Below are 23,582 nucleotides of genomic sequence, written 5' to 3'. Positions count from 1 at the left end.
GGCGCCCACGACAACTGATCAGTTGAGCTCACCGGCCGCGGGCTCCGAACGCGGTCCGGTTTCGCTTCCCCCGTGAACGCCGCTTTTCGGCGCTGACGATGCGATCCTTCCGAGCCGCAGCCACCAGAGCCGGGAGCGTTTCCAGCTCCTCAGCGGTCATTCGGAATGGATTCTCCTGATCGGCGATCTGGAGTTTGTCGCGCAGGTAGTTTTCGAAGACCAGGCGGTTGAGGCAGGGCAGGTTGCGCTCGATCGCATAGCGCGCCGCCAAGCGCACGATCGTGGCGATGCGCCCTTCATAACCATCGCAGTACGTGCCGAGCGGCAGAAAGACGTCGGGCTCTCCAAGGGCACTCGGTGTATCGAAAGGCAATTCCTTGTTCAGGGTCGCGCAATAGGTTGCGAGCGACGAGCTCCGCTCTGCCGTAATGTCGTGTGGTCTGACGACATGCACTTCGCCGCCGAGCCACTCGGCCTGAGGATTGGCGTCCTTGATCTCGATGGTGTGTTCAAGACCGACACACAGAACTTGAGCCTGGCCGGTTTTGGCCAGAACCTTGAAGACGTCCGCTCCCTCGTAGGCGGCGGAGGTTTTGCCCTTCTCGCAGATGTGCTGGGTATCGTCGAATACCACGAGGCGGGTCGCCTGGCCCTTCAATTGGCGGCCGAGTGCCAATTGCCGCTCGGCGAACGTCGCGGATCTCGGCAATTTGATGTCGAAGGCGAGCAACACGTCGTTCAGCAGGCCGTTGAATGTCGGGGCTTTGGGCACGTAGATCTTGACGATGGGACGCTCCCACCCGTTCGGCGTCTTCACCAGGACCGAGACCATCGCCTCGGAATCGCGCTGGTCATCAAGAAGCTGGCTTACAATCTGGCCGCCGGTTTCCTCCGCCGTTTCCGCGATCACCTCGTTAATCGCCGTCGTCTTGCCAGCGCGGGTTTCCCCGAGCAGGAATGCGATCTCACCTTCAGGGGCGGTGAGATGGCTGGCCATCAACGTCTGGATAAAGGAGATCGAGCTCTGCAGGCTGGGCGTCACGGCGACAAACTTTCCGATGTGGCTAAGACGCCGGGAAACGGAAGCATCGCTCCAGTGGGGGGATCGCAAAGGCCTCGCGGTGGCGCGCTCAATAAAGGGCTGCATGGAGGAGGGGGCTTTCGAGTTGTTCATCGGCGACGTCGCCCGACATAGGTTTGGGGAGATGGCAGGGGCTGCACATCTGGTTCCGGCAATGCGGCAGGCGCTGAAAGCGCGATGGGGGGAGGGGGCTGCCAATCCCCGGGATAGCGCCCTGTCTCATCTCGCTTTGGATACGGGTCGACGGGCCGCAGCACGGCATCGCGATATGGGCCGTTCGGATCCGGAGCAGGTGAAAGAATGGGCCCATCGAGATTGTGGGTTCCGACCGCCTGCGCACTGGCTTGTTGATCGTGGCGTTCACCATGAATGTGCTCGACCGCCCGGGACCCCTCCGTGATGAAGGCCGCGATCGGCTTCGGAATGACGCCGTTCTGGCGCCTGCGCTTTTCGACAAAATCGAATTGAGCTTGGCTGCCGCGCGCGAGCTTTAGCTCGTAGTCCTCGTCGACGACCCGTGCATCATCGGTTCTGGCCTTGAGGAACTCGTACTGGCCGAGCGTCATGTTTTCGATCGAGCGCTCGGCCATCAGATCGCCTTCGATCCAAGCATGTGTATCTGGATCGAGGACGTAGCCCTTTCGGAGATCCTTAGGATCGATGCGGATCAGGACGTCACAGGACCGTCCGACCCTTTCTCGCAGAGCGCGAAAAGCGTTCGAGTTCCAACGCAGTTTTTTGTGGCGGACGCCCTCCCGGCGCAGCTTACAGGAAACGACCTTTCCGACGAGCGGGGCGATGAGTTCCTTAGGCGGCGCCGGTTTTTGGCCGACCTCGTCCATCCCCTTCCGCCACAGCTCGGCAGGAATCTTGTTGGTCCTGGAATTGGGAGTGCGGTTATGCGTATCGACCACCCATCTGATGACGACGTAGCGAACATCGTTGAGTGAGAAGATCGCGTCGTCCTGTGATTTGTATTTGCCGCGCTTCTGAGGGTTCGAAAACGTCGTGCCGTTCATACTATGCATGCGTTCGCGATTGAGGCGGTGAAACTGACCCTCGATCGTGCCCTTCTTGTCGCCGCTGGCTTTCGGCAGCTGGAGAAGCCTCATGTTGAGGGCTGCTTCGGTCGCGACCATCGAAGCCGAGAGAAATTCAGATCCCTGGTCAACGATGAGGACGTCGGGTGCCCCGAAGCATGGCCAGTCGAACTGGAATGGCTTTCCGTCATACTCCGCCCAGCGCTGAAGTTCCTCGTCCTTGGGCAGGACGGCATGTCGCAGAGCCTCCATGACCGAGACCCAAGACGGTGGAACGAAGGAAATCGAGAAGCCCAGCACCATCTGCGAGAAGCGATCGATGAGCATGGTGAGCCAAGGCCTGCCGAGAACGACGCCTCCTTCCATGACCATGACGTCAAGCGGTGTATGGTCGGCCTCGACCTCTGCAAGCGGATACTCTCCCGTGGGGCCAGCCCCCGTCAGGCGCAAAAGCCGCTCCGCTTCCGCCCGCCCTTCTCGTTTGACCAGGATCTCCCATGTCCCGCGCTTGGCGAGGACGGATTCCACGACCTTACGTCCGATCACCTCCTTGCTGGTTCCAGGCAGAACAAGTCGCTCGTCAGCGGCGCGGATTCAAGTGGCGATAGATCAGGCCAAGCTGGATACCAAGGCTCTCGTTCAAGCCAGAAAGCGCAGGCCCGACTGATCGCCAATTCTGAGATCGAGCGTTACCTCCAACAGCGCGATCCTGAGATTCTCGATGAGTTTAGGGTAGCGATCATCGCCGCGACGTTGGATCAACGGCTACAAGTCATCGGCAAACGGCCCTTTGTCATGGTGGACCGCAACGGCGGTCGCCACGAGTGCATCGCCTAGTCCTTCACCCAGACCCACCAGGTCTTTGTCCTCATTCATGTGGTCAAGACGCTGACCGCCCCGCGTCCCTCTACCTCGCGGCCGAGTAGAGCGCGAGGGCCCTCTCAGCAGAGCCAATTTCGCATACCGAAACCACACCGCACCACAGACGGCAAAGCAATTCTTGGACTGACACGATGGGTCTATTCAGGCCCAACAGGACGGAGAATTGTTGTTGCAAGTTGGCTGAAGTAAAGATCCGCAGGACCTTGCGCCGCTGCGCCGTTCGACTACGGTGGCTCAAAAGCAAGCTAAGGGCGGAGCGCTTCGCACTCGCGCCGCCGAGCGAGAGGTCGTTGCAATGCCGCCACGAACAAAAGCTCCTGGCAGGACCACGGCGTCGGCCGCCAAGCGAAGCGCGCCGGCGAGGAAGGCAGCCGAAAAACTCAAACGTGTAACCGCTGCTGCGCGCATCGATCTCTATTCGGCTCGGCAGTATCTCGACAGCAGTACGCTTGACGAGCTGACGGTCAGCATTCCCTTTGATGTCTATTTCCAGGATCCTGCCGTCCGCGAGGCGACCAAGGCCTATAACTTTGACGAGACGTTCACGGTCCCGTGGGAGCCCGGCATTTCCGATGGTCCGACAAGCGCTCGATTCGTTGTCATCGACTATGACGGAACCACCGAGGCGCTCAACCGGCCCGCCAAGTGGGACAAGAAGGACAATGTCTTCCGCGACGACAACGGCGTGATCCTCGACCGCAACAATCTCGACACGCCCCAGTCACATCAGGTCAACGTTTGGGCGACATTGCAAAGTGCGCTGAATTTCTACGAAAGCGGCGCAGGCCTCGGCCGCCGTATCAGCTGGGGGTTCGAGGGCAACCGCTTGATCGTCGTGCCACATGCAGGCTACGGCGAGAACGCCTATTACGATCGCGACAGCAAGTCGCTGCAATTTTACTATTTCGACTACAATGGCGACCGGGTTCACACCTGTCTTTCGGCCGATATCATCAACCACGAATTCGGCCACGCCGTGCTTGATGGCGTTAGGCCGCTCTATCGCGAATCCGTATTTGTCGAGACAGCTGCCTTCCATGAGTTCGTGGGGGACATCTCGGCTATCCTCATCGCATTTCGCAATAGCAAGCTTCGCCGGCAGATCGGCGAGGTCACCAACGGCGATCTCGACAAGGACAGCGCACTCTCCAGCCTCGCCGAACAGTTCGGACGCAAGGATGAGAAGCCTTATCTGCGCACCGCGCTCAACAAGCTCAAATACAAAGAGGTCAATGATAGCCCAAGCCACCATCATATGTCGCAGGTGCTGACCGGTGTCATGTTCGACATCCTGCGGGAGGTCTATCGCTACAACCGCACAAAACGCGAACATAGCGTCCCGCAATCGCTCTGGTTCACTGCCAGCCGGATGCAGAATCTTGCCATACAGGCGCTCGATCTGCTTCCACCTGTCGATGTCACCTTCGCAGACTATGCGGAGGCGGTGTTGCGCGCCGAGCAAATCGTCAATCCCACCGATCCCGATGGCTATCGCGGGATGATGCTCAAGGCTTTCGGCAAGCGGGGCATCCTCGAACCCAAGAGAATCAAGAAGCTGGCGGATGAGTCCTCCGTGCTCGCGCCGGTTGAGATGAGGGTGTTTCATGAAGCCAGAGATATCGCCAGTTCACCCGCCAACGCTTACCGCTTCCTCGATGACAACCGGCGGCAGCTGCTGATCCCATACGGCGCGGATCTTGTGGTCAGCGACTTGTCTACCGCCGTCAAGTTCACGACGCGCCGCCGCCGACAGGCCAAGCACATATTACTGCAATATGTCTGGCGCGAGGACGTGCCGCTCGCAGGCAAGCAGTTCGGACAATTCGACGGCCAGACCACGGACCTGCTGTGCGGCGCCACTCTGGCTCTCGACATCGACGGCAATCTTCTCGCCTGGGCGCGCAAGCCAGGCATTCTGCCGCTGATGCGGTCCCCCACCGGCAGAGGCAAAAAGGGCGACGCGGAAGTCGATGCCGAAGCCGAGGCTGGCGTTCGTCGCCGCGAGGCCTTTCTCACCGCGCTCGCAGCCCGCATCCAGGCGGGCAGCGTTGGAGGTGTGCCAGTCAGCGGCGCGCTAGGACTTCTGCAGAAATCGATCGCGCCGCTTAGCTCATATGTGGTGAACGGTACCGTCCGGTTCGGCCTCGCGCCGCATGTCGGCATCAGCAATCACTCCGAGGACGAAAACAACGCGATGGGAGACAGATCGTGGTCGATAAGCTCCTGATCCACGCTTACTCGGTTGGCGTTGGCGACTGCATCCACGTGACCATCCCGAAGGCCCGCAAAGATGGCGCCGATTTCCATATCCTCATCGACTGCGGAACAAGGGGAAAAGGCGCGGTGCTCAAAGTCGCCGTCGATCACCTTAAAACGAAGCTGCCCAAGATCGACGGCAAACGCCGGCTCGACCTGTTGCTGGTCAGTCATGAGCACGAGGATCACATCAAGGGTTTCGATCCCGACTGGTTCAAGGACGTCTTGATCGAGAACCTCTGGATGAGCGTGGCGATGAACCGCAAACATCCGCAGGCAGAGTTCAAGCACAAGCTTCACGATGAGGTGGCGCTGGCCATGCGCAGCATCGCGGCGCGAAACCTGTCGCTTAGCCCGGAGTTGCAGGACATCGTATCGCGCTATCATATCGCCAATGATGGCGCACTCACGGCGCTCACAGAAACGTTGCCCAAGCAGAACAAGATCGAACCGCTCTACGTCCATGCCAGCCTTCCGGCTCCCAAGCTCCAGCCAGAGACGCTCACCGGCGCCGCGTTCAAGGTCCTCGGCCCACAGGAAAATATCGATTACTATTATCTGGGCGAGGACGCCGGGACCATCGTACAAACCTTTGCTCTTGCCGCCAACGGCGCCATGCGCTCGCCCGCCGCAGCTGCGGCGCTGGACGCTGCTCCGCCCGCCAACATCAGCGGCACGGATTTCCGACGCCTGCGCTCGCGAATGATGTCAAACGTGTTCGCCTTCGCCGAGGAGGAGGGCGAGGTGGTCAACAACACCAGCGTCATCCTGCTCATCGAGTGGCGCGGGCGGCGCCTGCTGTTCGTCGGCGACGCCGAGTGGAACGGGGCCTATGTCGAAGGTAAGAAGAACTTCGCGTGGAATGTCGCCTGGGAAAAACATAAGATCGAGCTCGGCAAGCCGGTCGACTTCCTCAAAATAGGCCACCACGGCAGCACCAACTCGACGCCCTGGAACGACCGGGAGGACGGCAAGCAGACCGAGCCGAGTAGCATCCTCGACGCCATCCTGCCGCGGCCCAAGGGCAATAAGAAGCCCACCGCTATGGCCGTTGTTTCCACCGATCGCACCAAGTACGACCCGATCCCCAAATCGCCGCTCCTGCTGGAAATCGGCAGCCGCGTCAGCAACACGCGCAACTACTTTTCGCTCCTCGGCGACGAGCGGGCGCGAACGCTCCCACTCTATGTAGAATACGAACGACAATGGCTCGATAAGCCGCAGCCTTGGCGCACGGACATTGAGACCATGATCAGCGGTGAGATATTCGTCGAACTCGAGATCGAACCGGCGGCTGGTCATTAGTCGCCGCGCACCAGGCTAGCTCGCGGTCAGATGAACGGGAAGGCGGGAATAGGCAAACCGTCTTGGACCTGCGGCGGGGGATCGTCGAGGTTGACTGGAGCGTAGAAGCCGCCGCTCGCCGGATCCGCGTCGATCACTCGATGTACGCGCCGACCGGTCCGGGGTGGGGCATCTCCCAGGGCAAGGTAACGGTGGCGACGTTGACGACCGCCGTCTGCAGGTCGAGCGGCGCCGCCGGGTCGTAGGCAAAGATCATCCGCCTTACAAAGGGAGGTCTCAACGCTCCGTCAAACCTGCTTCCAGGCATGTCTCTCCTCCCGGGGCGAAGGGGACGGCTAGTAGCCGCCCGGATACGGAAACCCATTCGGGAGCGAGACGACGACACCGAGACGCGCCTGCAGATCCTGCGGGAAATGCGCGCGAAGCGCTGCATCGGTGATCGCATAGCCCCAGTTCATCAGCCGTTCCTGGAGCTTGTCGGGCATGGCCTCAAGCCGGGTCGGTACGGCCGCCAATGGGTCGGAGCTTCGCGCGCAGCAGCCGAGGGGGTCGTTCGCGAGTTCGTAGTCCTCGAACCTCGTTCGGACGCTCCAATATGCTCCCGTCCGCTCGCCGCTCTCGAACGAGCCGATCAGCTGGCGCTTGCGCAGGCTCCGCACCTGGTTGTCGACGACGTCGAGAATGCGGAGCGAATGCCGGGCCCAGTCGTCCGCCGGACCCTCCTCCGCCTGAATCTTCTGGCCGGCGTCGCTGACCAGCAAGGTGCGGTGGCGCTTGAACGCGGTCTCCAGTCCGAGGTTGTCGTAGACACCGCCGTCGCTGAGGACCACGGCGTCGCGGAACTCGGGCCTCTGCAGGTCGCCGCCGTCGACGTCCTGGTAGGGGCCGTCGACGGGCAGCGTGAGCGGCGACAGGATGGGCGGAAAGGCCGATGAAGCGGCGACGGCCAGCGACAGGGCCACCTTGGGCGACCGGACGCGGCCGACCCTGTAGTCGCCCATGTAGGGACGCGAGAAGCGCCAGAGGGCGGCCGACTGCACGTTGGTCGCGTTCAGCACGAAGCGTGGGGCCTTGCCGCCTGCGTCGTCCGGCAGGTCGGCGAGCGTCGCGCCCTCGAACAGGACCTCATCATATGCTGCGGCGACGCGCTCGCTGATCGAACCCGGTAGCAAGATGCCCTTGAGGACGGCGCCGACGTCCACGGACGTCCTTGCCATCTTCCGGACCCCCGTGACGACGGCCTCCAGATTGGCGGCTCGACCGTCCTTGAAATGAAGATCCTTCCAGCGGAGACCGAGGTAGGCCGCGGTGATCGAGCCGCCGGAGACGGACGAAACCCTCGACAGCCTCGAGAGTAGGCCGGCTTCGTTCAGCCGAAGGAGCGCACCGAGATGGAAGACCATGGCGCGGTAGCCGCCGCCCGACAGGCAAAGCGCAATCCCATCATCCACCATGTCCGACATGCCGAGATCCGTATGTTGGGGGTGTCCGCGATCGGACTACCGAGAGTTGCATGCGTAACATTACGTTACAAGAAGTCATAAGCACGGCGCGCTAAGAGCAATCGCAGGAAACTCACTCCTGGGCGGGTATGGGGAGCGTAAGATAAACTCCTCCCGACCTCATCTGGTTCAAGACCGACTGGAACCCCAACTGTTGCATGACCGTGTAAGGCTCCTTCCCTTCCCATGCGGCGTTGATACGCTCGCGCTGCTCCGCCTGTTCCTCCGTGGATGCAGAGACGACCGCGGCGCAATACTGACGCAGCAGCGCGCGGGCGTTGAGGAACGCTGCGTGTCGGGCCTTGAGAAGCCCTTCCCTTCGATTCAAACCTAATACCGCCAGCGTCACCTCTCCGACCTTGGTTAGCGGAGCGATCCGACCATCGGGCAGGAACTTCAAATGCTCCGCCGGGTCCGTCACGCTAGGATCGATCAGAAGGGGTTCCTCTCCGGCCTCCTGTCCTGGCGCGCAGGCGCGCGGACCACTTATGGGGAATCGATCCGCCTTGCCAGCCGCTCCCTCGTCCTCGCCATGAAACCGCCGTCGGTTGCAGTCCGTGCAGGACGGCAGCAGGTTGTCCCAGTCGTAGGCGAGCCAATAGTAACCGGGATGGTCCATCGCCCCCCGGGTCGGATGCGTGAACGGCACCGGCTTTAGGTTCTCGTCGACGACGCGGCCCTTGGGGCGATAGTGCTCCACGTCCCCGGGTTGATTGCTGGTGATGTTGGTCTCGCAATAGGCACACTTCTCGTCGAACAGAGCGATTAGGTAGGACATGTATTTCTTGTAGATCCGGTCGTCGATCCGTAGCTCCTCGCCCTTGTCGAAATCCTCGACGAGCTTCCTGCGTCCGGCTTGGGAGACCGCGGTGAGGTCGGACCATTCCGCATCGGTCCCGACGGCTTTGCGAACGCGTCTCATACCGTCCCCCCCGTCGATCCGGGCCTTTCGTCGGCCTTGGCGAAATGCTTGTTGAGGGCCTCGATCTGCACCTCGGACCACTCGGGCTCGATCGCCTTGACCTCCGCCTCCCCGGTCAGGACCGAGCCGTAACCTACGCGTTCGAGTTCGGCACCGAGGGCCCTGAGCTCACCCTGTTCCGCCTGCGTCCGCTGTCGCCTCTCGAAGAGGTCGAAGTAGCGTTCTATCGCTCGTTCGGTCTCGGGATTCCGATCCGATTTCAGGCCGAACACGAAGCTCGTGAGTATCTGCTGGCTGTTCTGGCCGAAGAAGTCGGCTTGGATGGTTTGTACCCGTACGACGCCGGATCTAGCATCCTGACCCAGGACGCACAGCTCCTCTTTACGCAGGGCGCCCGCCAGCAAGGGGGAGTGGGAGGTGGCGATCACCTGCACCGCAGGGAAAAGCCGCTTCGTCATCTCCACGAGCTTCCTTTGCCAGTCCGGATGGAGGTGTGCGTCGATCTCGTCGATGAGCACGACCGCTGGCTCTTTCTGCGAAGCCGGCGAGTCGGGGTAGAAGTCGTACATGCGCTGCACCAGGATCCCGAGCCAGTTGAAGATGGAGGCCATGCCCTGGCTGATGTCGTCGAACGGCACGTCCGTCGGCGAAGCGGTGTCTGCATCATCCAGCTTCACCTTGATGACGTAGGTGACATCGAGGGGCGCGAATTTCCGAAACCGTCCGGGGACGATGTCGCGGATGATCTCGTCAAGGAGCTGCTTCATGGCCATGGCGTTGCGATCGCCACGGCCAGCCTGTTCGAGAACGTTGATCATCCACTGCTTGAAGCCGACTAGCCGCTTCTCGACTTCTACGTTGACGAGCGGCATCAAGTCCGCCGGGGCCGGCTTGCTCCTCTCGACGGCGGCGACGCCCTTCGGATTGGTCGAGGGGCCGCCGCGCAGGGCCGGGAAGCCGAGGACGAGGCTGAGCCCCGCCTGGACCGGGGTCGTTTGGTGCGACTTGACCACCACCGCGTCCCTGTCGCGGGTCAGCTGGGTGCGGAACTCCTGGTTTCCGAAGGAAAGCTCGATCGCTCCGTCCCGTTCGCCAAGCCTTAGGAGCCGTCCCATCGGCGCCGTCGTCTCGTTTCCGACCAGCGCCAATCCGATTGCGCGCAGGATGGTCGACTTCCCGCATCCGTTCGGCCCGAAGATCACTGTCCACGGCAGCCCGGCCTCCCCCTCTATAGGCTCGTCGCGGAAGTTCAGTTCGAGCGCTTCGAAGTGCCCGACATTATGGAGGGTCAGCCTCCTGATCCGGGAACTCGCCAACTCGCGGTCGAAGGTCGCGGGCTCCGGCGAGCGATATTGCTGCGTGGCCTTGTGCCGCTCGACGACGCGCATGACGAAGCGCGAGACCTGGCTATGCGCGCCATCGACCGGATAGGGCAACAGCTCCACGCCGAACCGGCCCAGGGTCGACCTGAACACCTCGTTGTCCGGCCCGCCCGGAACGAGCGAAAAATGTCGGGAGGGCGTTCGCACGGCGTCCGACCCGATCGCCTGCAGGAACTGCTCGATGGTGTCGGCCCCGGCGCCGACGAAGAGCACGGTGTGGGTTTGGAATTGCAACCCGACCTGTCGGGTGAATTCCGGCCATCGCGTCAGGTTGCGGCGGAACTCGTCCATCGACAGCGACAGGGAGGCGGTTCTATCCAGCTCGCCCAAGGGTTTCAGGAAGGTGCGCTTGTTCGCGCGGATGCTGGTCAGCAGCTCCGCCGACTCGTCCAGGGTGGCGACTGCCCATTCGCCCTTCTGCGCGGCCATCTCCCTGGTGAAGACGGGCTGCGCGACGTGATCCCAGGTCAGGTCCACCACCGATTTCCAGGGGAGCGAGGCGAGCATTCGGTGGAAGGTCAGGTCGGGATCGGCATGCGAGAGGATGTCCTTCAGCGCCGACGCCATCTCTTCCCGGTGGAGGACGCCCATCAACGCGTCCATCGAGCGGCTGAAATCGGTGGAGCGTGAGTTCAGCGCCTCCGCGAAGCCCGACGGCAGGCGTGTGTCGAAGCGGTTGATGAGCCTGTTGATCAAGACGCGGGCGGAGGGCACGCCGGCTTGGGCCGAGGCGCCGCTGCCGAGCACGAGGATGGCCCTGCCCATCCTCAACGCCTCAAGGAGGGCCTCGGGCGGCTCGGGAGGCGGCACCTCGTAGAAGGGCCGCAGCTCCCGATCGATCTGCACGGGACGCTCGCCGTAGGCCAACGACCGCTCGGCTTCGAGGATCCGGCGATACCGGTTCCTTCTGACCACGAACCAGCCAATTGCGAGGACGACTGACGTCGCCGCCAATCCGCCGGCGATCAGCGCCCTGATCGAGCTTCCGATCTCCACGGGTACGAAGTTCGATTTGAGGGAGCCGTCCTTGGACGCCAGGATGAGGAGGCGGCTCGGCGCGAGCGACAGGCCGACGAACGCGCTGGTGCTCCGGTCGTCCGGCGTGAACCCGACGGCGCCGAAGGCGCGGAACGAGCGTTGGGAGTCCGACGGCGCGACCTTGGTCACGGTCAGGAACGCCGGAAGGATCGCGCCGCCGTCCGTCACGAGCGACAGCTCTCCGACCAGTCGATTGGCCTCGCGTCGCGCCGTAGCGGGATCGCCGTGCTCGAACTCGATCATGAATTCGGCGGTCGCTGGTTGGTGGAGCCGAAGCGGGCTGGGCACCGGCGGTTGGAGGAGCAACGTCGTGACCTGCGGCGGCGCGACGGAGTTTGGCGCCGCGGCCTTCCCGTCAACGTCCGGGCTGGTCTGGGGCGCGGCGCCCTGCCCGTGGGCGCCGAGGTCCATGCCGGCGACGAACGCCAGCGCCGAGATCAGAAGGATGGCGGCCAATCTGCTCATCGTCGGCACGAACCTCGGTGTGGGTTGGGCGTGTCGGATTTCGACACACCGATGGTCGTCAAAGCTTGACAACGAGGTCGAGGATGGCGCGAGGCCCCACCGGGGCCGGACCCCAGGCCGCCAAGGGCAGCGCCTTTCCCATGGCGTCGACGCCCTTCAGCTCGATCTTGTGCGCCTTGCCGGCCTCGACCACGTAGCCGCCCGACTGAGGGAACCGTACCGGGTTTCGGAGGAAATGCCGGAGCGGCCCGGTCACCTCGGTGCCGGTCCCGACCTGGCCGATCGCCTGGTCGTCGAGCAGAACCTCGACCACGCCGTGGGACCGCTCGCGGACCAGCCTCACGGAGATCCAGCCCTGGTCTTCGCGCAAGGTGCTCCGGACCTGCTGGTCAGGCGTCCCGATGGCCCGGAACCCGAACGTCTGCAGGATCCTGTTCACGCCGGCGCTGCCGCCGGCGACGATCATCGCCGTGACCAGGCGCCCGGGCAGGTCGGAGGGATGGCTCGACTGGGTGTAGATGTTGGTCAGCGAGGTGACGACGTCGAGCCCGAACGTGGCCACGAAGATGAACGAGACAACGAAGGCGATAACCGGCGTGAGGTTGCGGGAGTTGAAAGTGGCCAGGAACGGCTGCCAGCGGAAAAGCAGCGCGAGGGCGTTCTCTAACAACACGGCGAGCACGAACAGGATGAACAGCGCCTTGAAGGAAGGCTCGTAGAGGTTGGCGGCGGTCAGGTCTGTCCCTTTGGCCGCGCCCGCGGCGGAGACCGTGACCGGGATTGGGGCGACCGCCACGCCGCCGACCTTGAACGTGACCTTGTCGTCCAGGCGATCGACGCCCGGAGGCGGCAGGTACACGACGACGGTCTCTGCCCCGTCCTTCTGGAGCGCCACGCCCGCCCCCTTTGCCTCGACCTTCTCCTCCGAGACCGCCCCCGCGACGCGCTTGACGATCACGTGTTGGCCCGGAGTCGTCGAGATCTTTTCCGGCGCCTTTTCCTGTGTCTGCGCCTGCGCCGATAGAGCGCAAAAGGCGAACGCGAGTGCGATCCCGAGCAGCCGCCTTGCAAGCGTCGATGCGTGGTTCATCCACCCCCCCCAGTGCGTCCCGATGGTCGCGGCTCTTCGGCGCGATCTCATCCACACGATCGCCGCCACGACGGTCGCGGCGGGCTCTCCGATCCCTGCGCCGCGCCTGATTGCTCGCCGCGGATTGCCTCAACTTTAGGATGCAACGATACCGTGTCGGGCGATGATGTCCAGAGTATCGGCGTGATCAAACTCTAGGGAACGTTCGCGCCCTTGCTTGCCTGTCCGACTGTCAGCTCGTGGGCCTCTCCGCCGCGGAGCGCGCGCTTGGTGTCATGGCAAGGAGCGGGATTCGGTCGTCGCCACGCCGCTCTAGGCATCGGAAACGGCCTCGACGACAGCGCCGATCCCTGCTCCGTCGGACGACCGCACGAAGCCACGAAGCATTGAATCATCGGCGACGCAGAGTAATGCCCGGATCGGCTTGCACGTTATCGTTGAGCGTGTTCGGATGGGGAAACGACCTGGGCGGTAAGGTGGGGGTGGCCGTGAAGTTCCCGATGACCTGCGCCATGCTGGCATTGGCCCTCGGCGGCTGCGGTTACTCGGTCGACAAGCGACACGGCATCGACCCGGCCCTCGACCCCGTCGCGATCGAAACGGCAGTGCAGGCGCGCGCCAGGATATTGACGGCCTTCGCCGCGGACGCCCGGGTTCCCGAAGGCGATCCATCCTACTGGCACGGCGTGGCCGAGGCCGGCTTCAACCACGTCCAGGACGAGTGCCGCGTCTATTTCCAGCAACTGCATTCGCTCAGCCGCGGCAGGGAGCGGGCCAGGGCCGGCTTCGGCGCTGCGAGCGCCGCGACGACGGCGATCCTCGCCCTCACCGGCGCCTCGCCCCTCACCGAGGTGCTCGTGCCCCCCGCGTTCTCGGTGGGAGCGGCGGCGACGGACGTCGTCATCGGCTCCTATCTCTATCGCGCGTACTCGCCGGCGGCGGCCTGGATCGTCGTCAGGAGGTCGCTGGCCGCCCACCGTCGCGCCGTCTCGGCCGGCCGGGTCGACTCGGCGCCGGCGGCGTATCGGGCGATCCAGGAACATCTCGACATCTGCCTCCCCGTGAGCATCGAGGGAGCGCTCGCCGGGCGCGGCGCTCCGCCGGGGGACGGCTCCGAGCTTGGAACGTCGACGGGTCGAGGGAACGCCGGAGCGGGGAAGACCTCCGGCCGGGGCGATGCGGGTCGCGGGGAGCCGAGGCGAACGGATCCGGCCCCGACCCTGGTCGCGGGCGTCGAGGAAATCCTGGCGCCGGCGATCGCCTCGCGCGGCACGAAGGAGTTCTTGGTCCAGCTCCAGGAGAAGCTCTGCGTCCCTCTCGCGGAACGTGGCGTCGTGGGAGTGACCACCAAGGCTATGGTCGAGATCTTCGAGGATTGGAAGTATCCGCGCATCCCCCGGGAGAGGGACGGCAAACTCACCGATCGCGATACGGTGGCGTTGAGGGAAGAAGGCGGATGCCCCGACAATGGGCCTCGGAACCTCTACGAGAAGGCCGCCTTCACGGCCGACCGCGACGGTGCGAATGCGCTGAGCGAGCTGGTCAAGGCACTGAACCGGACGAAGGTGGGCGAGGATATCGACCCCGGCGCGTCGCTGGAAGCCTCGCGCAAGAAGATCGCCGCCGTGAGGGCGAATCCCGCCTTCGCCGGCCGCCTTTCCGTCAGGCTGCCCGGCGCCATGGCCGAGCAGGTCACACGCGATCTCGTGAGCGTGCTGCCAAGACCTGGAGCCGGACCATGAACCTGCTGAAGGCCGGAACGAGGGTCATCGCCACGGCGACGACCGATGTCTTCGCGGAACCCGGGAAGGGCCAAGCCGGCACCATCACCGCCTCCGAGAGGGCGGAGGTGGTCGAGCAGACGCCGGACCAGGTCTTCACGCGCGTGGATTTCGGCGACGCGTCGCCGGCCGTCTGGGTCGAGACGGCGGCGTTGAAGGTCGACGCGCTCCCACCCCCGGCCACGAAGTTTGACCCAGACGAGTTCGTCGACGAATGCGTCGCGGTCGCGCAGCTGATCAACGAGATGCCGTCCACCTCGCCCTGCTTCATCGATGCCCGGGGGGTCGTGGCCAGGGCTCTGCTGCTTACGGACATGAAGCCGTCCAAGGCGAGCCTCGGCGGCGAGGAGCTGGCCGGGCCGCTCCAGCTCTCGGCGACGGAATGGGCGGCGTTCCTGACGTCGGGGGCGCCGCTTGCGCAAGGCTTCCGCCCGAAGGACCGGGGCTCCCCGTTGGCGCAGATCAGGGGGGCGGCCTGGAGCCTGCTGGCCGATCGCCAAGACTTCGACCGGCTGCGCGCCTCGCCCTCCCCCCAAGACCAGATCCTGGCGCCAAGCCACGTCGAGCTTCTCCTCGCCCAGGTTCTTGGCGCGGCGGTCCGCTCCGAGGGTCTCGCCTCGATCGAAAGCCTGCAACCGGACCGGGCGCTCGGGTCGGCCTTCGGCGAACTCCTGCCAGCCGGCGAGGCACCATCCCTCCTCGACAGGTTGAAGGCGTGGGCCGGGGCGGGAGCGATGGCCAAGTCGGTGAGGGGCTTCCTGGACGACTTCGGCAAGGTCCTCACGAGACATCTGTCCGCCGCCGACCAGCGCATCCTCCTCCGGACCGGCCCGCCGCCGGTCGTCAAGGACCCCAAGGTCAAGGTCCTAACGAGCATGCCCAGGAACCTTGCCGCCGTGCCCAAGGAAAGTCCCGTCCCGTTCGCGTCCTTCGACGCGAGCCCGGACGACTTGTACTGGCCGGTGATCACAGCCGACCCGCGGGCCATGGTGATCTCCCACCGGACGACGAGCGACCGCCTGGTCGGCGGCCCGGGACGGGAGTTCCTCGCGGACAGGCTCGGCGGGCGACGCAACCACGTCGGCGTCGACGTCTACTGCGAGGAGGACGACGTCGTGGTCGCCTGCGCCGACGGCGAGATCGTCAACTTCTTCAGCTTCTACACGCGCCCCGACGGCGAGCGGACCTATGCGCTGCTCGTGAAGCATGCGGGCGTCGTCGTCAACTACGGGGAGGTGAAGCCCACCGCGCCGCAGGAATTCAAGTGGGCGATCGGCAGCGCCGTCGAGGCGGGCCAGCCGATCGCGCGCGTCAGCGGCACGCGGATGATCCACTTCGAGACGTACCGGCCGGGCACCGATCGCACCTACCGCTGGATGCGGGCCGACCCACGTCCGGAGCGGCTGCTCAACCCGACGAGATTGCTGATGGGGCTGGCGGTCAACGCGAGGCGGATCGTCAAGGGCGGAGACGAGATCAAGAAGCCGGGGCGCGCCGCCATGCCGTCGACGGACGGCAAGAACGTCCGGGACCGCGACTTCCTCGCGCTGGCGCGGACCATCTACGGCGAGGCGCGCGGGGAGAGCCAAGAGGGCCGGATCGCCGTCGCGAACGTGGTGATGAACCGCGTCAAGATCGGACCCAAGCGGTTTGGCAAGACGGTGGAGGACGTCTGCCTCCAGGACAAGCAGTTCTCTTGCTGGAACGAGAACGACCCCAATCGAACGATTATCCAGGCCTTGCAGCCGGGAGCGAACCCACGGTTCGACGAGTGCTGCGAGGCCGCCGACCTGGTGCTGCGGGGACAAGTGGGCGACAATTCCGGCGAGGCCACGCATTACTACGCGACCTACATCGCCGAACCGAGCTGGGTGAAGCCCAAGGCCAAGCACACCGTGACGATCGGGCGGCACAAGTTCTTCACCGACGTCGATTGATCGGGACTGGCCGATCCGGAGGCGGGTATCGGCCGAACTGCGCGAGGTATTGCTTTGTTGGCTGGCTTTCGACCGAGCGAACGCCGGCGCGGGACGGCAAGGCGCGGGCTGCTGCCCTGGATCGCCGACCTGTTTCGCCCGCGGGCCTCCGACCTCGTCGAGGCCGACGCCAAGGCCCTGATCGAGGCGCACGGCATCGGCGCCTACGGCATCGCCCGCTCGCGCGCGAGACAGGTCGCGCAGGGCCGCTTGGTCCACGACAGCCGCATTCCAGGGCATTGGCGCGCGGTCAGCCATCGCGTGGCCGAGCTTGTCGGACACGAGATCGGTCTTGATAATGCGACCCGCCGCCTTCGGGAATAGCGAGCTTCGGGACGTCGCCGACGGATGCGCTCGCGGCCGTGCGATCGGTCGGGCGGCGGGGCGACGGCGCCCGTCGGGCTCTCGACCTGCCCGCGGCGGTCGAGACGCAGGTGCGAAATGACGCGCCCACGGTACGCTCAAGTGCGATGCCCTCGCCCAGGGTTCGTGATGCGAGAGCGGGGCGGGAATCTGGGATCGAGGGAGGCGACGGGGGCATGAGCCGAAACGGCGGATCTCGGCGCCACTCGCACGACGTTCGCGCGCCCGATGGACGACGCGGTGCCGCACCTCGTTCCCCGCCACCGGCAACGACGGTCACCGGGACGGCCGCGAGCGCGCGACGGCTCGCTTCCGATCGAACGGCATGACCGCCGGCGATCCGGGTGCGTCGCTCGTGACCCGCGCCCTCGCGGAGAGACCGACGCCGCTCGTGCTCCAATGGCCGGTTCCGGGCAATCCGGCCGCGCTGGTCGCCTTCGAGACGCCCGGCGAGTGGCGACGGGCGATCGCCGCTCTGGACCTAGATGCGCGCCTGCCGGACATGGTGCGGCGCAAGTTCGCCCGAGCCCAGAAGCTGCACCTTCTCGGATGGCAGGACATCGACCTCCTGAAGGCCGGCGAACTGGCCGCCCTCGCGGCCCTGGAGCTGGCGCTTACGGACCGCTATGGCGGTGCGGTCAAACGGCGGCGCCCGGGGCTGCAGCGCCTGCTCTCGCACCTGGTCGAGACCGAGGGCCTTCGCGACGTCGACCTACCGTCCATCGTGGCGTGCGGCGGAACCGCGCTCGGCTATTTGACCGGCGAGCTGCGCCCTTCCCTGGCGGATCGGCGCAACGCGATGGCTCACGGCGATTCGTTCGACGGCCCGCCGGTCACCGGTTTGTTGCACCTGGTCAGGGATCTCGTCCACGTCTCCTATCGCGAATACCTCCGGGACGCCGGACAAGGCTGAGCGAGCTGCGGCCTCCGAACCGGGCGTGACGGGGCAAGGCGAGGCCCCATCGAGCTATAGCGCCATAGGCGGCGATCCACGCCTGAATTTCTCGGTTGGCGTCGACCGCCCGGCGTCTTCGCTTTCAACCTCGACCGAGGTCTCGAACGACAGCATCTCGCTGAACGCGTCATAGCCGGCTTCGCTGGCGAGTGCGCGGAGGCCGCGCACCCGGAACTGCCTCGTCCTGTCGACGACGAGGGTGGTCGGCGCGAGCGGCCGGGAGCTCCCGGTCGACAGGAACCCGGCGACCTCCTGCAGCGTGCCCAACACAAGTGCGGACGATGGCGGTGGATCGTCCATCATGGCGAGCGCGAGGAAGCTGGCGAATTCCCAGCATCCGTTTGCCTCCGAGCAAATCCCCACCGACGCGCCCCGCGTGCGCTGCGCCAGCTCGTTATCGACGTCGACGGCGGAACGGACGGTCATCGGCGCCGACGTCCTGTCCTTGCCCAAGCGGGGATAGAACACGTAGTGGCCGGCGCGCGTCGCGAGAAGCTCGTCGAGCTGCGCGCGATCCCCGCCGCGGGCCACCGTCGCAGTTCCGCGCGCTTGCTCATCCTCCCATTTGGCCTGGAACAGCGCGACGCGGAAGCGCGGCTCGTCTCGGTCCATGGTGCCGACGACCACGGCGAAATCCGCCCCCATTCGGTCGCGGCGATCGGTCATGGACATAGTCGCGACATCGAGGAAGGATCCCGGCGGCAGCGCCGGGCCGGGGCCGTTCAACGGCGGCAGGAAGCGATCCCTGAGAAGCCCGACGATCTGGTCCATCAACGCGATGGTGAGTTCGGGCTCCGGGCGGCCCTGGCGTTCCCGGACGACCCGATGGACCGCGCCTTGCGCCGCGGACAGCAGCAAGCCCACGGCGGGATCGCGCCAGGCCCATGGCGACATCGCCAGCAATTGCGCCCAGGCGCAGTCCCGTCCGTCGGAGGCGAGCTGCGAACGACCGGTTCGCGGAAGGGCGCCGGTCACGCCGACCCATCTGCCTTGCTTGCAGGGAAGTTCGAGCTGGAGCAGCGCGCGCCCGCCAACTTTCCGGGTTCGTATTCGAGTGGCGGAGACCAATCGGTCCCTCGTCGTTGCCCTCAAGGCCATTTCCGCCTCGCCCATCGCGTCCGCGGGTTTGCACGCCCCCCGCAGGATGAGGCGCCGAACCTCCCGGGCGAGTTCCGCGAAAGCGCCTCGAACGGGGTGCCGGAAGGACCAATACCTGGCGTTGTCCCAATCGCCGTCCGTATTCGGATCCATCGCCGACGCCCCTGAATTCAGCCCCCGGATTCGCCCAGCCGCTGCTGCCGTTTGCGCCGGGCGCCCCGCCACCGGGGTTCGCCGCGACGCTCGCAACTCCGCCAGGGTCGATCCCGCCTCGCCAGACCGCGCACTTCTGCTCGAACTTTCATTCCGTTCCTCTTTTGACACAATGATTGACGGGCGTCGCTTGTGGCTATCGTTTGCGTCTGCCGCCACAGATCATTTTGAGGCTGAAGCCGATTAAGATAGGGGCTCGCTTTCGAAGCATGATGGCTGCGGTTGACACGCTCACGGGAAGTCAGCCCTTGTTCGTCCAGTGGCAACGGACCACGGAAGTCGTGCGTCAGCGTGTAAGTCCGGGCCCTCGCGGGACCGGCCGGGGCGCACCGGAATTTGCCTTGGTCGACGCGAGTTACATAGGCGCCAAGCCCCCTCGCCTCTCAAGCGTCTGACCGCTCCCGAAGCTTCGGTTGAGCAAAAGCCCGGAAGCCGAGCACCATACCTGGGTATTACCCGCGTAAACCAACGCCGGCCTCCCGACCGTGCGCCCGGTGATCAGCCAGGATACGCGTTGCAAAGGCGCTGTCTCAGCGATCAACTGGCGTCTCACGCGCCGCGATCAGCAAGGTCGAGCGCGGGGAGATCAGACGAGAGCGCGACGTGCGTCCAGATGGGCGATGACCTCGACAAGTCCGGTCGCAGTCTGCAGCTTCTCGATGGGCCGGGCATTGAGGAAGGTGTTCGGACTGGCGAGCCAGCTTGCCGCGACCTCATCGTCGCCGCCCACAATTGCATCGAGCGAGCGAAAAAAGCGCACGAAAAGGACTGCAAGCTCGAAGGGCTTCGTGCCAGGCTCAAGTCCAAATACGCCGCGCCTGATGCGCGTGACTGTGGTCTCGTCGAGACCGATGATCGCGGCAAAGGCTCCCGCAGGAATCTTGAGCTGATCCGCAGCCCGAATGGCAGCTTCGGTGATGACCGCGCTCTCGCTGGAGACTGGCTGCATCACGCAAAGTCTCTCGTGGCGGCCTGCAATACTTCTTCGACGCTCCCTTGCTTGAGACGGTCGAGAGGCGTGCCCCCGATGCTCTCCTTAGGCGATATAAGCCAGTGCCAGGCAACCCGTGGATTGCGGACGATCTTCGTCACCTCTGCGATTCCATCGACCGGCCGGCCATCGACGAACTGTGCGAGGGGAAACATGGGATTTCCGGCGCCATTCTGAATGCTGATGACGGCGCCACGCTCCTGCCAGTCATCCAGTTTGGAGCGCTCCACGCCGATCCTTGCTTGCAGTTCAATCGCTTCGACGACGCCCCCTGCCCAGTCCTCAAGAGGAATGGCAACTGCGTAAGCGTTTAAGCGCCTTTGCCCTTCTTCGAGGGTGAGCGGCTCTCCCAAGCCCTCGCCATAGCTGATCTCGACGGGCTTTTGCACGGGCACCTCCGTTAGAAGGATCTGAGAACGTCCTCGGCCAAGCCGGCTGACGTCCGTCACAGCTTCTTTTGCTTCGTCGGCCGCGCTCACCTCGATCACGCGGTCGGGCCGAAAACCCTGGTTCTCTCGAACACCGTTGCGAGGATAGCCCGCTTGGTTCGCGAAAACTCGGGTTCGGCCAACCAAGTAGTCGTGTGAACCATGATCATGCCCATGGATCCACAGCTCCGGGCTAGCGCCTACGATCAACCAACTGAGATTCGACGCGAACGCCGGCGACAGCGAATTACCCTGGTGCCGTGGCTGCACCGAGCCTGGATGCGGCGCGTGATGGGTCACGACCACCGTGGGCCCGTCGTGGTGACGCTCGAGCTGCTCTTGGAGGTAGACACGGTCTTTTCGATGCTCGGCGGCCGCGTGCCACGGCATGAACCGGGCGACGTGGCCACTGTCCTCTCGATATCTGATCAGGCGGTGGTCGTTCATCTCGTCCCCGGCCGTGATCATCGATGGCTTCGGGGTGCCCAGCAGCCGATAGTCGGTCCAGAGGATCGCACCGATAAAGCGGACCCCTTCGATGACAACTGCGCGCCTGTTCAGCATGTGGATCCCTGCTTCGTCAGCGGCGGCCTGCCCCTTGGCGAGCTCGGATTTCATTTCATGATTGTAGAATTCGTGGTTGCCGGGGACGTACACAATCGGCCGACCTTTCAGCGCGCCGGTGTCGCGCTCTTGGGCGAGCCATTCGACCGCCGCCGTGACAGGCTGATGGACATCGCCGGCGAAGACCGCGGCATCGAACTCCGGGAGGTCGGTTGAAAACAAGAAAGGGCCGAACTCAAGATGAATGTCCGAGATGATGAGCAGACGCATGGGCACGAGGCGATTCCAGTTTGTTAGTCGATAGTCGACTCCCCTGCCCTGCTGTCGTCAATCCCAGCTAGCGCACGCCGCGGCCTTCGCCAGTCTTAAGCAGATCGAAGGGCACGGCCCCGCCCTATCTGCGGGGAATTTCTTTTTCCCGACCCCACAATCCCGGCAGGTGATCGAGCGCTGCAGAGGCGTCGAGAAAATAGGTCAGGGCGAGGAGTGCAAAAACGACGAGAGCACAATCCCATGAGGAGCGGATGAATCGGAGAGGATAGAGCAGCGGCGCAGGCGGATAAGCACGCTACGCGTGCTGCGTCGAAAAGTGATGAGTCGAGTCGAAAATAGCTTACAGCGCGAGGATCAGGTCGAAATTCAATTACGGCCCGGACCTGCACTCGCCGCCCAGATCACCGCCCTCGTCGGCATCGCGCAGGCCTGATCTTCGATACGAAGCAGGCCAAACACCGCCCGTTCGGTGCGGGGTTTTTCTTATGGCCGCTTGGCCAATCCCCTCCGCAGACCTTGCGCCCGCGCAACAATGGGACTGAGCGGCGAAGCCGCCGGGCCGCCCGATTCATAACCGCCCCGCAGCCGACCGACACGGTCGTCTCCCCTCGCCTTCCGGCACCTCGATCTTCCGATTCACCGAGGTTGCTGGCGCGACGCCAGTTTCGCCGATTCATACTGGCGCAAGAGCCTGACGGCTGCCCCTCAAATGCATCAATCCGTTCGCCAGTCCGCTGCGATTCACCGCTGATTCAGCGCTACGGATTCATGCCCGACGACGAGGGGCCCTCGCCGGCAGTGGACATACGATCCCCCGCCTACGCTATGTCCGCATTTCCCGGCCTCGCTTTCAGCACCAACCGCCCCTTATGATTCAGCGTGGATTCAACGCGCGGACATAAGGTCCCCACCTACGGTATGTCCGCAGTTTCCACGCTTTGATTCAGGCTCAATTTCGGGCCGTTTTTCACACCCCGTTTTCTGGCGCGGACATACGCTATCCCACCTATCGTATGTCCGCATTTCCAGGGTGCGCTGAAAGGTTGAACTTCAGAAGGAAACAACATAGGGCCCAATACCGTAAACGTTACGCGTGCCGCGTATCCTTTACTGCCTTCGGCTGTGGGCTCTGCGAGGCTTATCCTTCCCAAATTGGTAAGGATGGAAAAACCTGGGACAGGCCCGGTTTTTCGAACCAATCGAGCCTGCCTGCTGCCACGCGAATTTACCGGTCCGGAAAAAGTTTCCGGCCTCGGGAAACCCGCGTTCTCAGGCTCGATGGGGTTGCGTTCCGGCTACGCGCCGGACGCCGTTTCCAGGGCCCTGATGAGCACCTTGGAAAATCGGGATGCTGTCTCCGCGCTCCCCGAAATCGGGTCGCACAGGCTGCCAACGGCGGCCTGTGTGCGGAGGCCAGGAAGCATCCCGATATGCCGCTGGTGCGGTCTGATTTCCATGATCTCGGACCTAGCCGAGAGATCTCGCCCCACAGCGTCAAGGCAGCCCGCGCGCCGTCCTGACGGCCGACGCACAACGCGGCAAAGCCTTGTCGTGGCGGGATGCCAAGTTGGCCGCATTCCATAGCTGCGGCGGCCAAAAAAAGAGGCCCGGGAAACCCCGGGCCTCTATCGACTCCATGAACTTCGATATTGCATCAGTGCAAGGTGTGGCCGCCGGCCTGGACCTTGCGCTGATCCGCCTTGATCTGCATCAGCTCGCGGAAGGCTGCCGCCATCTGATCCTCGATCAGCTTGGCTGTCTCTTGGCCGAGATCGCGCTGGACTTCCCACCCCAGGTCTCGCTCGGAGCCCGAGACTTTCGCTACGATCTCGTCGATCTGATCACCGATCATCGCGCCGTATCCCCTGCCCGACTTGAGGTTTTAATCGGCCCGCAAAATCGACGCTGGCTTAGGTTCAGATCCATTGCCCGATTTTGATTTTAAAAGTCTTTGAATAAGCACTGGGGCCTATGTTC

At 64.1% G+C, this 23,582-nt stretch carries 17 protein-coding genes; 6 read left to right on the top strand and 11 right to left on the bottom strand.

The genetic code is table 11. The features are described from left to right. Nucleotides 1-28: 28 nt before the first annotated feature. Entirely contained in the window at nt 29-1,174 is a 1,146-nt protein-coding gene (locus JHD80_RS00195) for an AAA family ATPase (protein WP_199084355.1), read from the bottom strand. Then, complete coding sequence (locus JHD80_RS00190) at nt 1,171-2,649, bottom strand: Mu transposase C-terminal domain-containing protein (protein WP_199084354.1); 1,479 nt, start codon at nt 2,647-2,649, stop codon at nt 1,171-1,173. The genes JHD80_RS00195 and JHD80_RS00190 overlap by 4 nt, the downstream gene beginning before the upstream one ends. Nucleotides 2,650-3,298: 649 nt before the next feature. Between JHD80_RS00190 and JHD80_RS00185 the strand changes: the two genes are divergently transcribed. Both JHD80_RS00185 and JHD80_RS00180 read left to right on the top strand, forming a co-directional pair. Beyond that, complete coding sequence (locus JHD80_RS00185; protein WP_199084353.1) at nt 3,299-5,230, top strand: gluzincin family metallopeptidase; 1,932 nt, start codon at nt 3,299-3,301, stop codon at nt 5,228-5,230. Beyond that, nucleotides 5,212-6,564: a ComEC/Rec2 family competence protein gene (locus tag JHD80_RS00180; RefSeq protein ID WP_199084352.1), complete on the top strand. Its 1,353-nt coding sequence runs from the start codon at nt 5,212-5,214 to the stop codon at nt 6,562-6,564. The genes JHD80_RS00185 and JHD80_RS00180 overlap by 19 nt, the downstream gene beginning before the upstream one ends. Nucleotides 6,565-6,697: 133 nt before the next feature. On the opposite strand, the gene JHD80_RS29035 is transcribed toward JHD80_RS00180, so the two are convergent. The 5 genes from JHD80_RS29035 to JHD80_RS00160 form a co-directional block, all read right to left on the bottom strand. Beyond that, nucleotides 6,698-6,820, bottom strand: coding sequence for a hypothetical protein (locus JHD80_RS29035; protein ID WP_282568338.1), 123 nt, complete (start codon nt 6,818-6,820; stop codon nt 6,698-6,700). A gap of 79 nt (nt 6,821-6,899) precedes the next feature. Then, complete coding sequence (locus JHD80_RS00175; protein ID WP_199084351.1) at nt 6,900-8,027, bottom strand: patatin-like phospholipase family protein; 1,128 nt, start codon at nt 8,025-8,027, stop codon at nt 6,900-6,902. A gap of 112 nt (nt 8,028-8,139) precedes the next feature. After that, on the bottom strand, nt 8,140-8,988 hold the full coding sequence (locus JHD80_RS00170; protein WP_199084350.1) for an HNH endonuclease family protein: 849 nt from the start codon (nt 8,986-8,988) through the stop codon (nt 8,140-8,142). After that, complete coding sequence (locus JHD80_RS00165; RefSeq protein WP_199084349.1) at nt 8,985-11,864, bottom strand: AAA family ATPase; 2,880 nt, start codon at nt 11,862-11,864, stop codon at nt 8,985-8,987. Before JHD80_RS00165 ends, JHD80_RS00170 begins: the two co-directional genes overlap by 4 nt. Before the next feature lie 67 nt (nt 11,865-11,931). Further along, a complete protein-coding gene (locus JHD80_RS00160; RefSeq protein WP_199084348.1) occupies nt 11,932-12,963 on the bottom strand; it encodes a hypothetical protein in 1,032 nt (343 codons plus the stop codon). A gap of 437 nt (nt 12,964-13,400) precedes the next feature. Between JHD80_RS00160 and JHD80_RS00155 the strand changes: the two genes are divergently transcribed. From JHD80_RS00155 to JHD80_RS00140, 4 genes are all read left to right on the top strand, one after another. After that, nucleotides 13,401-14,705 carry a hypothetical protein gene (locus JHD80_RS00155; protein WP_199084347.1) on the top strand — a complete coding sequence of 435 codons (1,305 nt, stop codon included), beginning with the start codon at nt 13,401-13,403 and terminating at the stop codon, nt 14,703-14,705. After that, the gene (locus JHD80_RS00150) at nt 14,702-16,681 is read left to right on the top strand and encodes a cell wall hydrolase (protein WP_199084346.1); all 1,980 of its coding nucleotides are present in this window, start codon (nt 14,702-14,704) and stop codon (nt 16,679-16,681) included. The genes JHD80_RS00155 and JHD80_RS00150 overlap by 4 nt, the downstream gene beginning before the upstream one ends. A 57-nt stretch (nt 16,682-16,738) precedes the next feature. Then, nucleotides 16,739-17,044: a hypothetical protein gene (locus tag JHD80_RS00145; RefSeq protein WP_199084345.1), complete on the top strand. Its 306-nt coding sequence runs from the start codon at nt 16,739-16,741 to the stop codon at nt 17,042-17,044. Between the two features lie 364 nt (nt 17,045-17,408). Continuing rightward, nucleotides 17,409-17,996: a hypothetical protein gene (locus JHD80_RS00140; RefSeq protein WP_199084344.1), complete on the top strand. Its 588-nt coding sequence runs from the start codon at nt 17,409-17,411 to the stop codon at nt 17,994-17,996. A 54-nt stretch (nt 17,997-18,050) separates the two neighbouring features. Here the strand turns inward: JHD80_RS00140 and JHD80_RS00135 are convergent, their stop codons facing one another. The 4 genes from JHD80_RS00135 to JHD80_RS00120 form a co-directional block, all read right to left on the bottom strand. Further along, entirely contained in the window at nt 18,051-19,013 is a 963-nt protein-coding gene (locus JHD80_RS00135) for a hypothetical protein (RefSeq protein WP_199084343.1), read from the bottom strand. A 922-nt stretch (nt 19,014-19,935) separates the two neighbouring features. Beyond that, entirely contained in the window at nt 19,936-20,298 is a 363-nt protein-coding gene (locus tag JHD80_RS00130) for an antitoxin Xre/MbcA/ParS toxin-binding domain-containing protein (protein ID WP_199084439.1), read from the bottom strand. Continuing rightward, on the bottom strand, nt 20,298-21,602 hold the full coding sequence (locus tag JHD80_RS00125; RefSeq protein WP_199084342.1) for an antitoxin Xre/MbcA/ParS-like domain-containing protein: 1,305 nt from the start codon (nt 21,600-21,602) through the stop codon (nt 20,298-20,300). The genes JHD80_RS00130 and JHD80_RS00125 overlap by 1 nt, the downstream gene beginning before the upstream one ends. Before the next feature lie 1,657 nt (nt 21,603-23,259). Next, nucleotides 23,260-23,457: a hypothetical protein gene (locus JHD80_RS00120; protein ID WP_199084341.1), complete on the bottom strand. Its 198-nt coding sequence runs from the start codon at nt 23,455-23,457 to the stop codon at nt 23,260-23,262. Nucleotides 23,458-23,582 lie beyond the last annotated feature (125 nt).

This window comes from Allobosea sp. ASV33, from assembly GCF_016428755.1.
Lineage (GTDB): Bacteria > Pseudomonadota > Alphaproteobacteria > Rhizobiales > Beijerinckiaceae > Allobosea.
The sequence above is the reverse complement of the archived record's forward strand: the minus strand, read 5'-3'. Positions and strand labels throughout refer to the sequence as shown.

What these genes read in the sequence shown, in the direction of transcription:
- JHD80_RS00195 (WP_199084355.1), bottom strand. Translation starts at nt 1,174, where the DNA reads ATGAACAACTCGAAAGCCCCCTCCTCCATGCAGCCCTTTATTGAGCGC.
- JHD80_RS00170 (WP_199084350.1), bottom strand. Translation starts at nt 8,988, where the DNA reads ATGAGACGCGTTCGCAAAGCCGTCGGGACCGATGCGGAATGGTCCGAC.
- JHD80_RS00125 (WP_199084342.1), bottom strand. Translation starts at nt 21,602, where the DNA reads ATGCGTCTGCTCATCATCTCGGACATTCATCTTGAGTTCGGCCCTTTC.
- JHD80_RS00150 (WP_199084346.1), top strand. Translation starts at nt 14,702, where the DNA reads ATGAACCTGCTGAAGGCCGGAACGAGGGTCATCGCCACGGCGACGACC.
- JHD80_RS00185 (WP_199084353.1), top strand. Translation starts at nt 3,299, where the DNA reads ATGCCGCCACGAACAAAAGCTCCTGGCAGGACCACGGCGTCGGCCGCC.
- JHD80_RS00140 (WP_199084344.1), top strand. Translation starts at nt 17,409, where the DNA reads ATGACCGCCGGCGATCCGGGTGCGTCGCTCGTGACCCGCGCCCTCGCG.
- JHD80_RS00175 (WP_199084351.1), bottom strand. Translation starts at nt 8,027, where the DNA reads ATGTCGGACATGGTGGATGATGGGATTGCGCTTTGCCTGTCGGGCGGC.
- JHD80_RS00130 (WP_199084439.1), bottom strand. Translation starts at nt 20,298, where the DNA reads ATGCAGCCAGTCTCCAGCGAGAGCGCGGTCATCACCGAAGCTGCCATT.
- JHD80_RS00160 (WP_199084348.1), bottom strand. Translation starts at nt 12,963, where the DNA reads ATGAACCACGCATCGACGCTTGCAAGGCGGCTGCTCGGGATCGCACTC.
- JHD80_RS29035 (WP_282568338.1), bottom strand. Translation starts at nt 6,820, where the DNA reads ATGATCTTTGCCTACGACCCGGCGGCGCCGCTCGACCTGCAGACGGCG.
- JHD80_RS00120 (WP_199084341.1), bottom strand. Translation starts at nt 23,457, where the DNA reads ATGATCGGTGATCAGATCGACGAGATCGTAGCGAAAGTCTCGGGCTCC.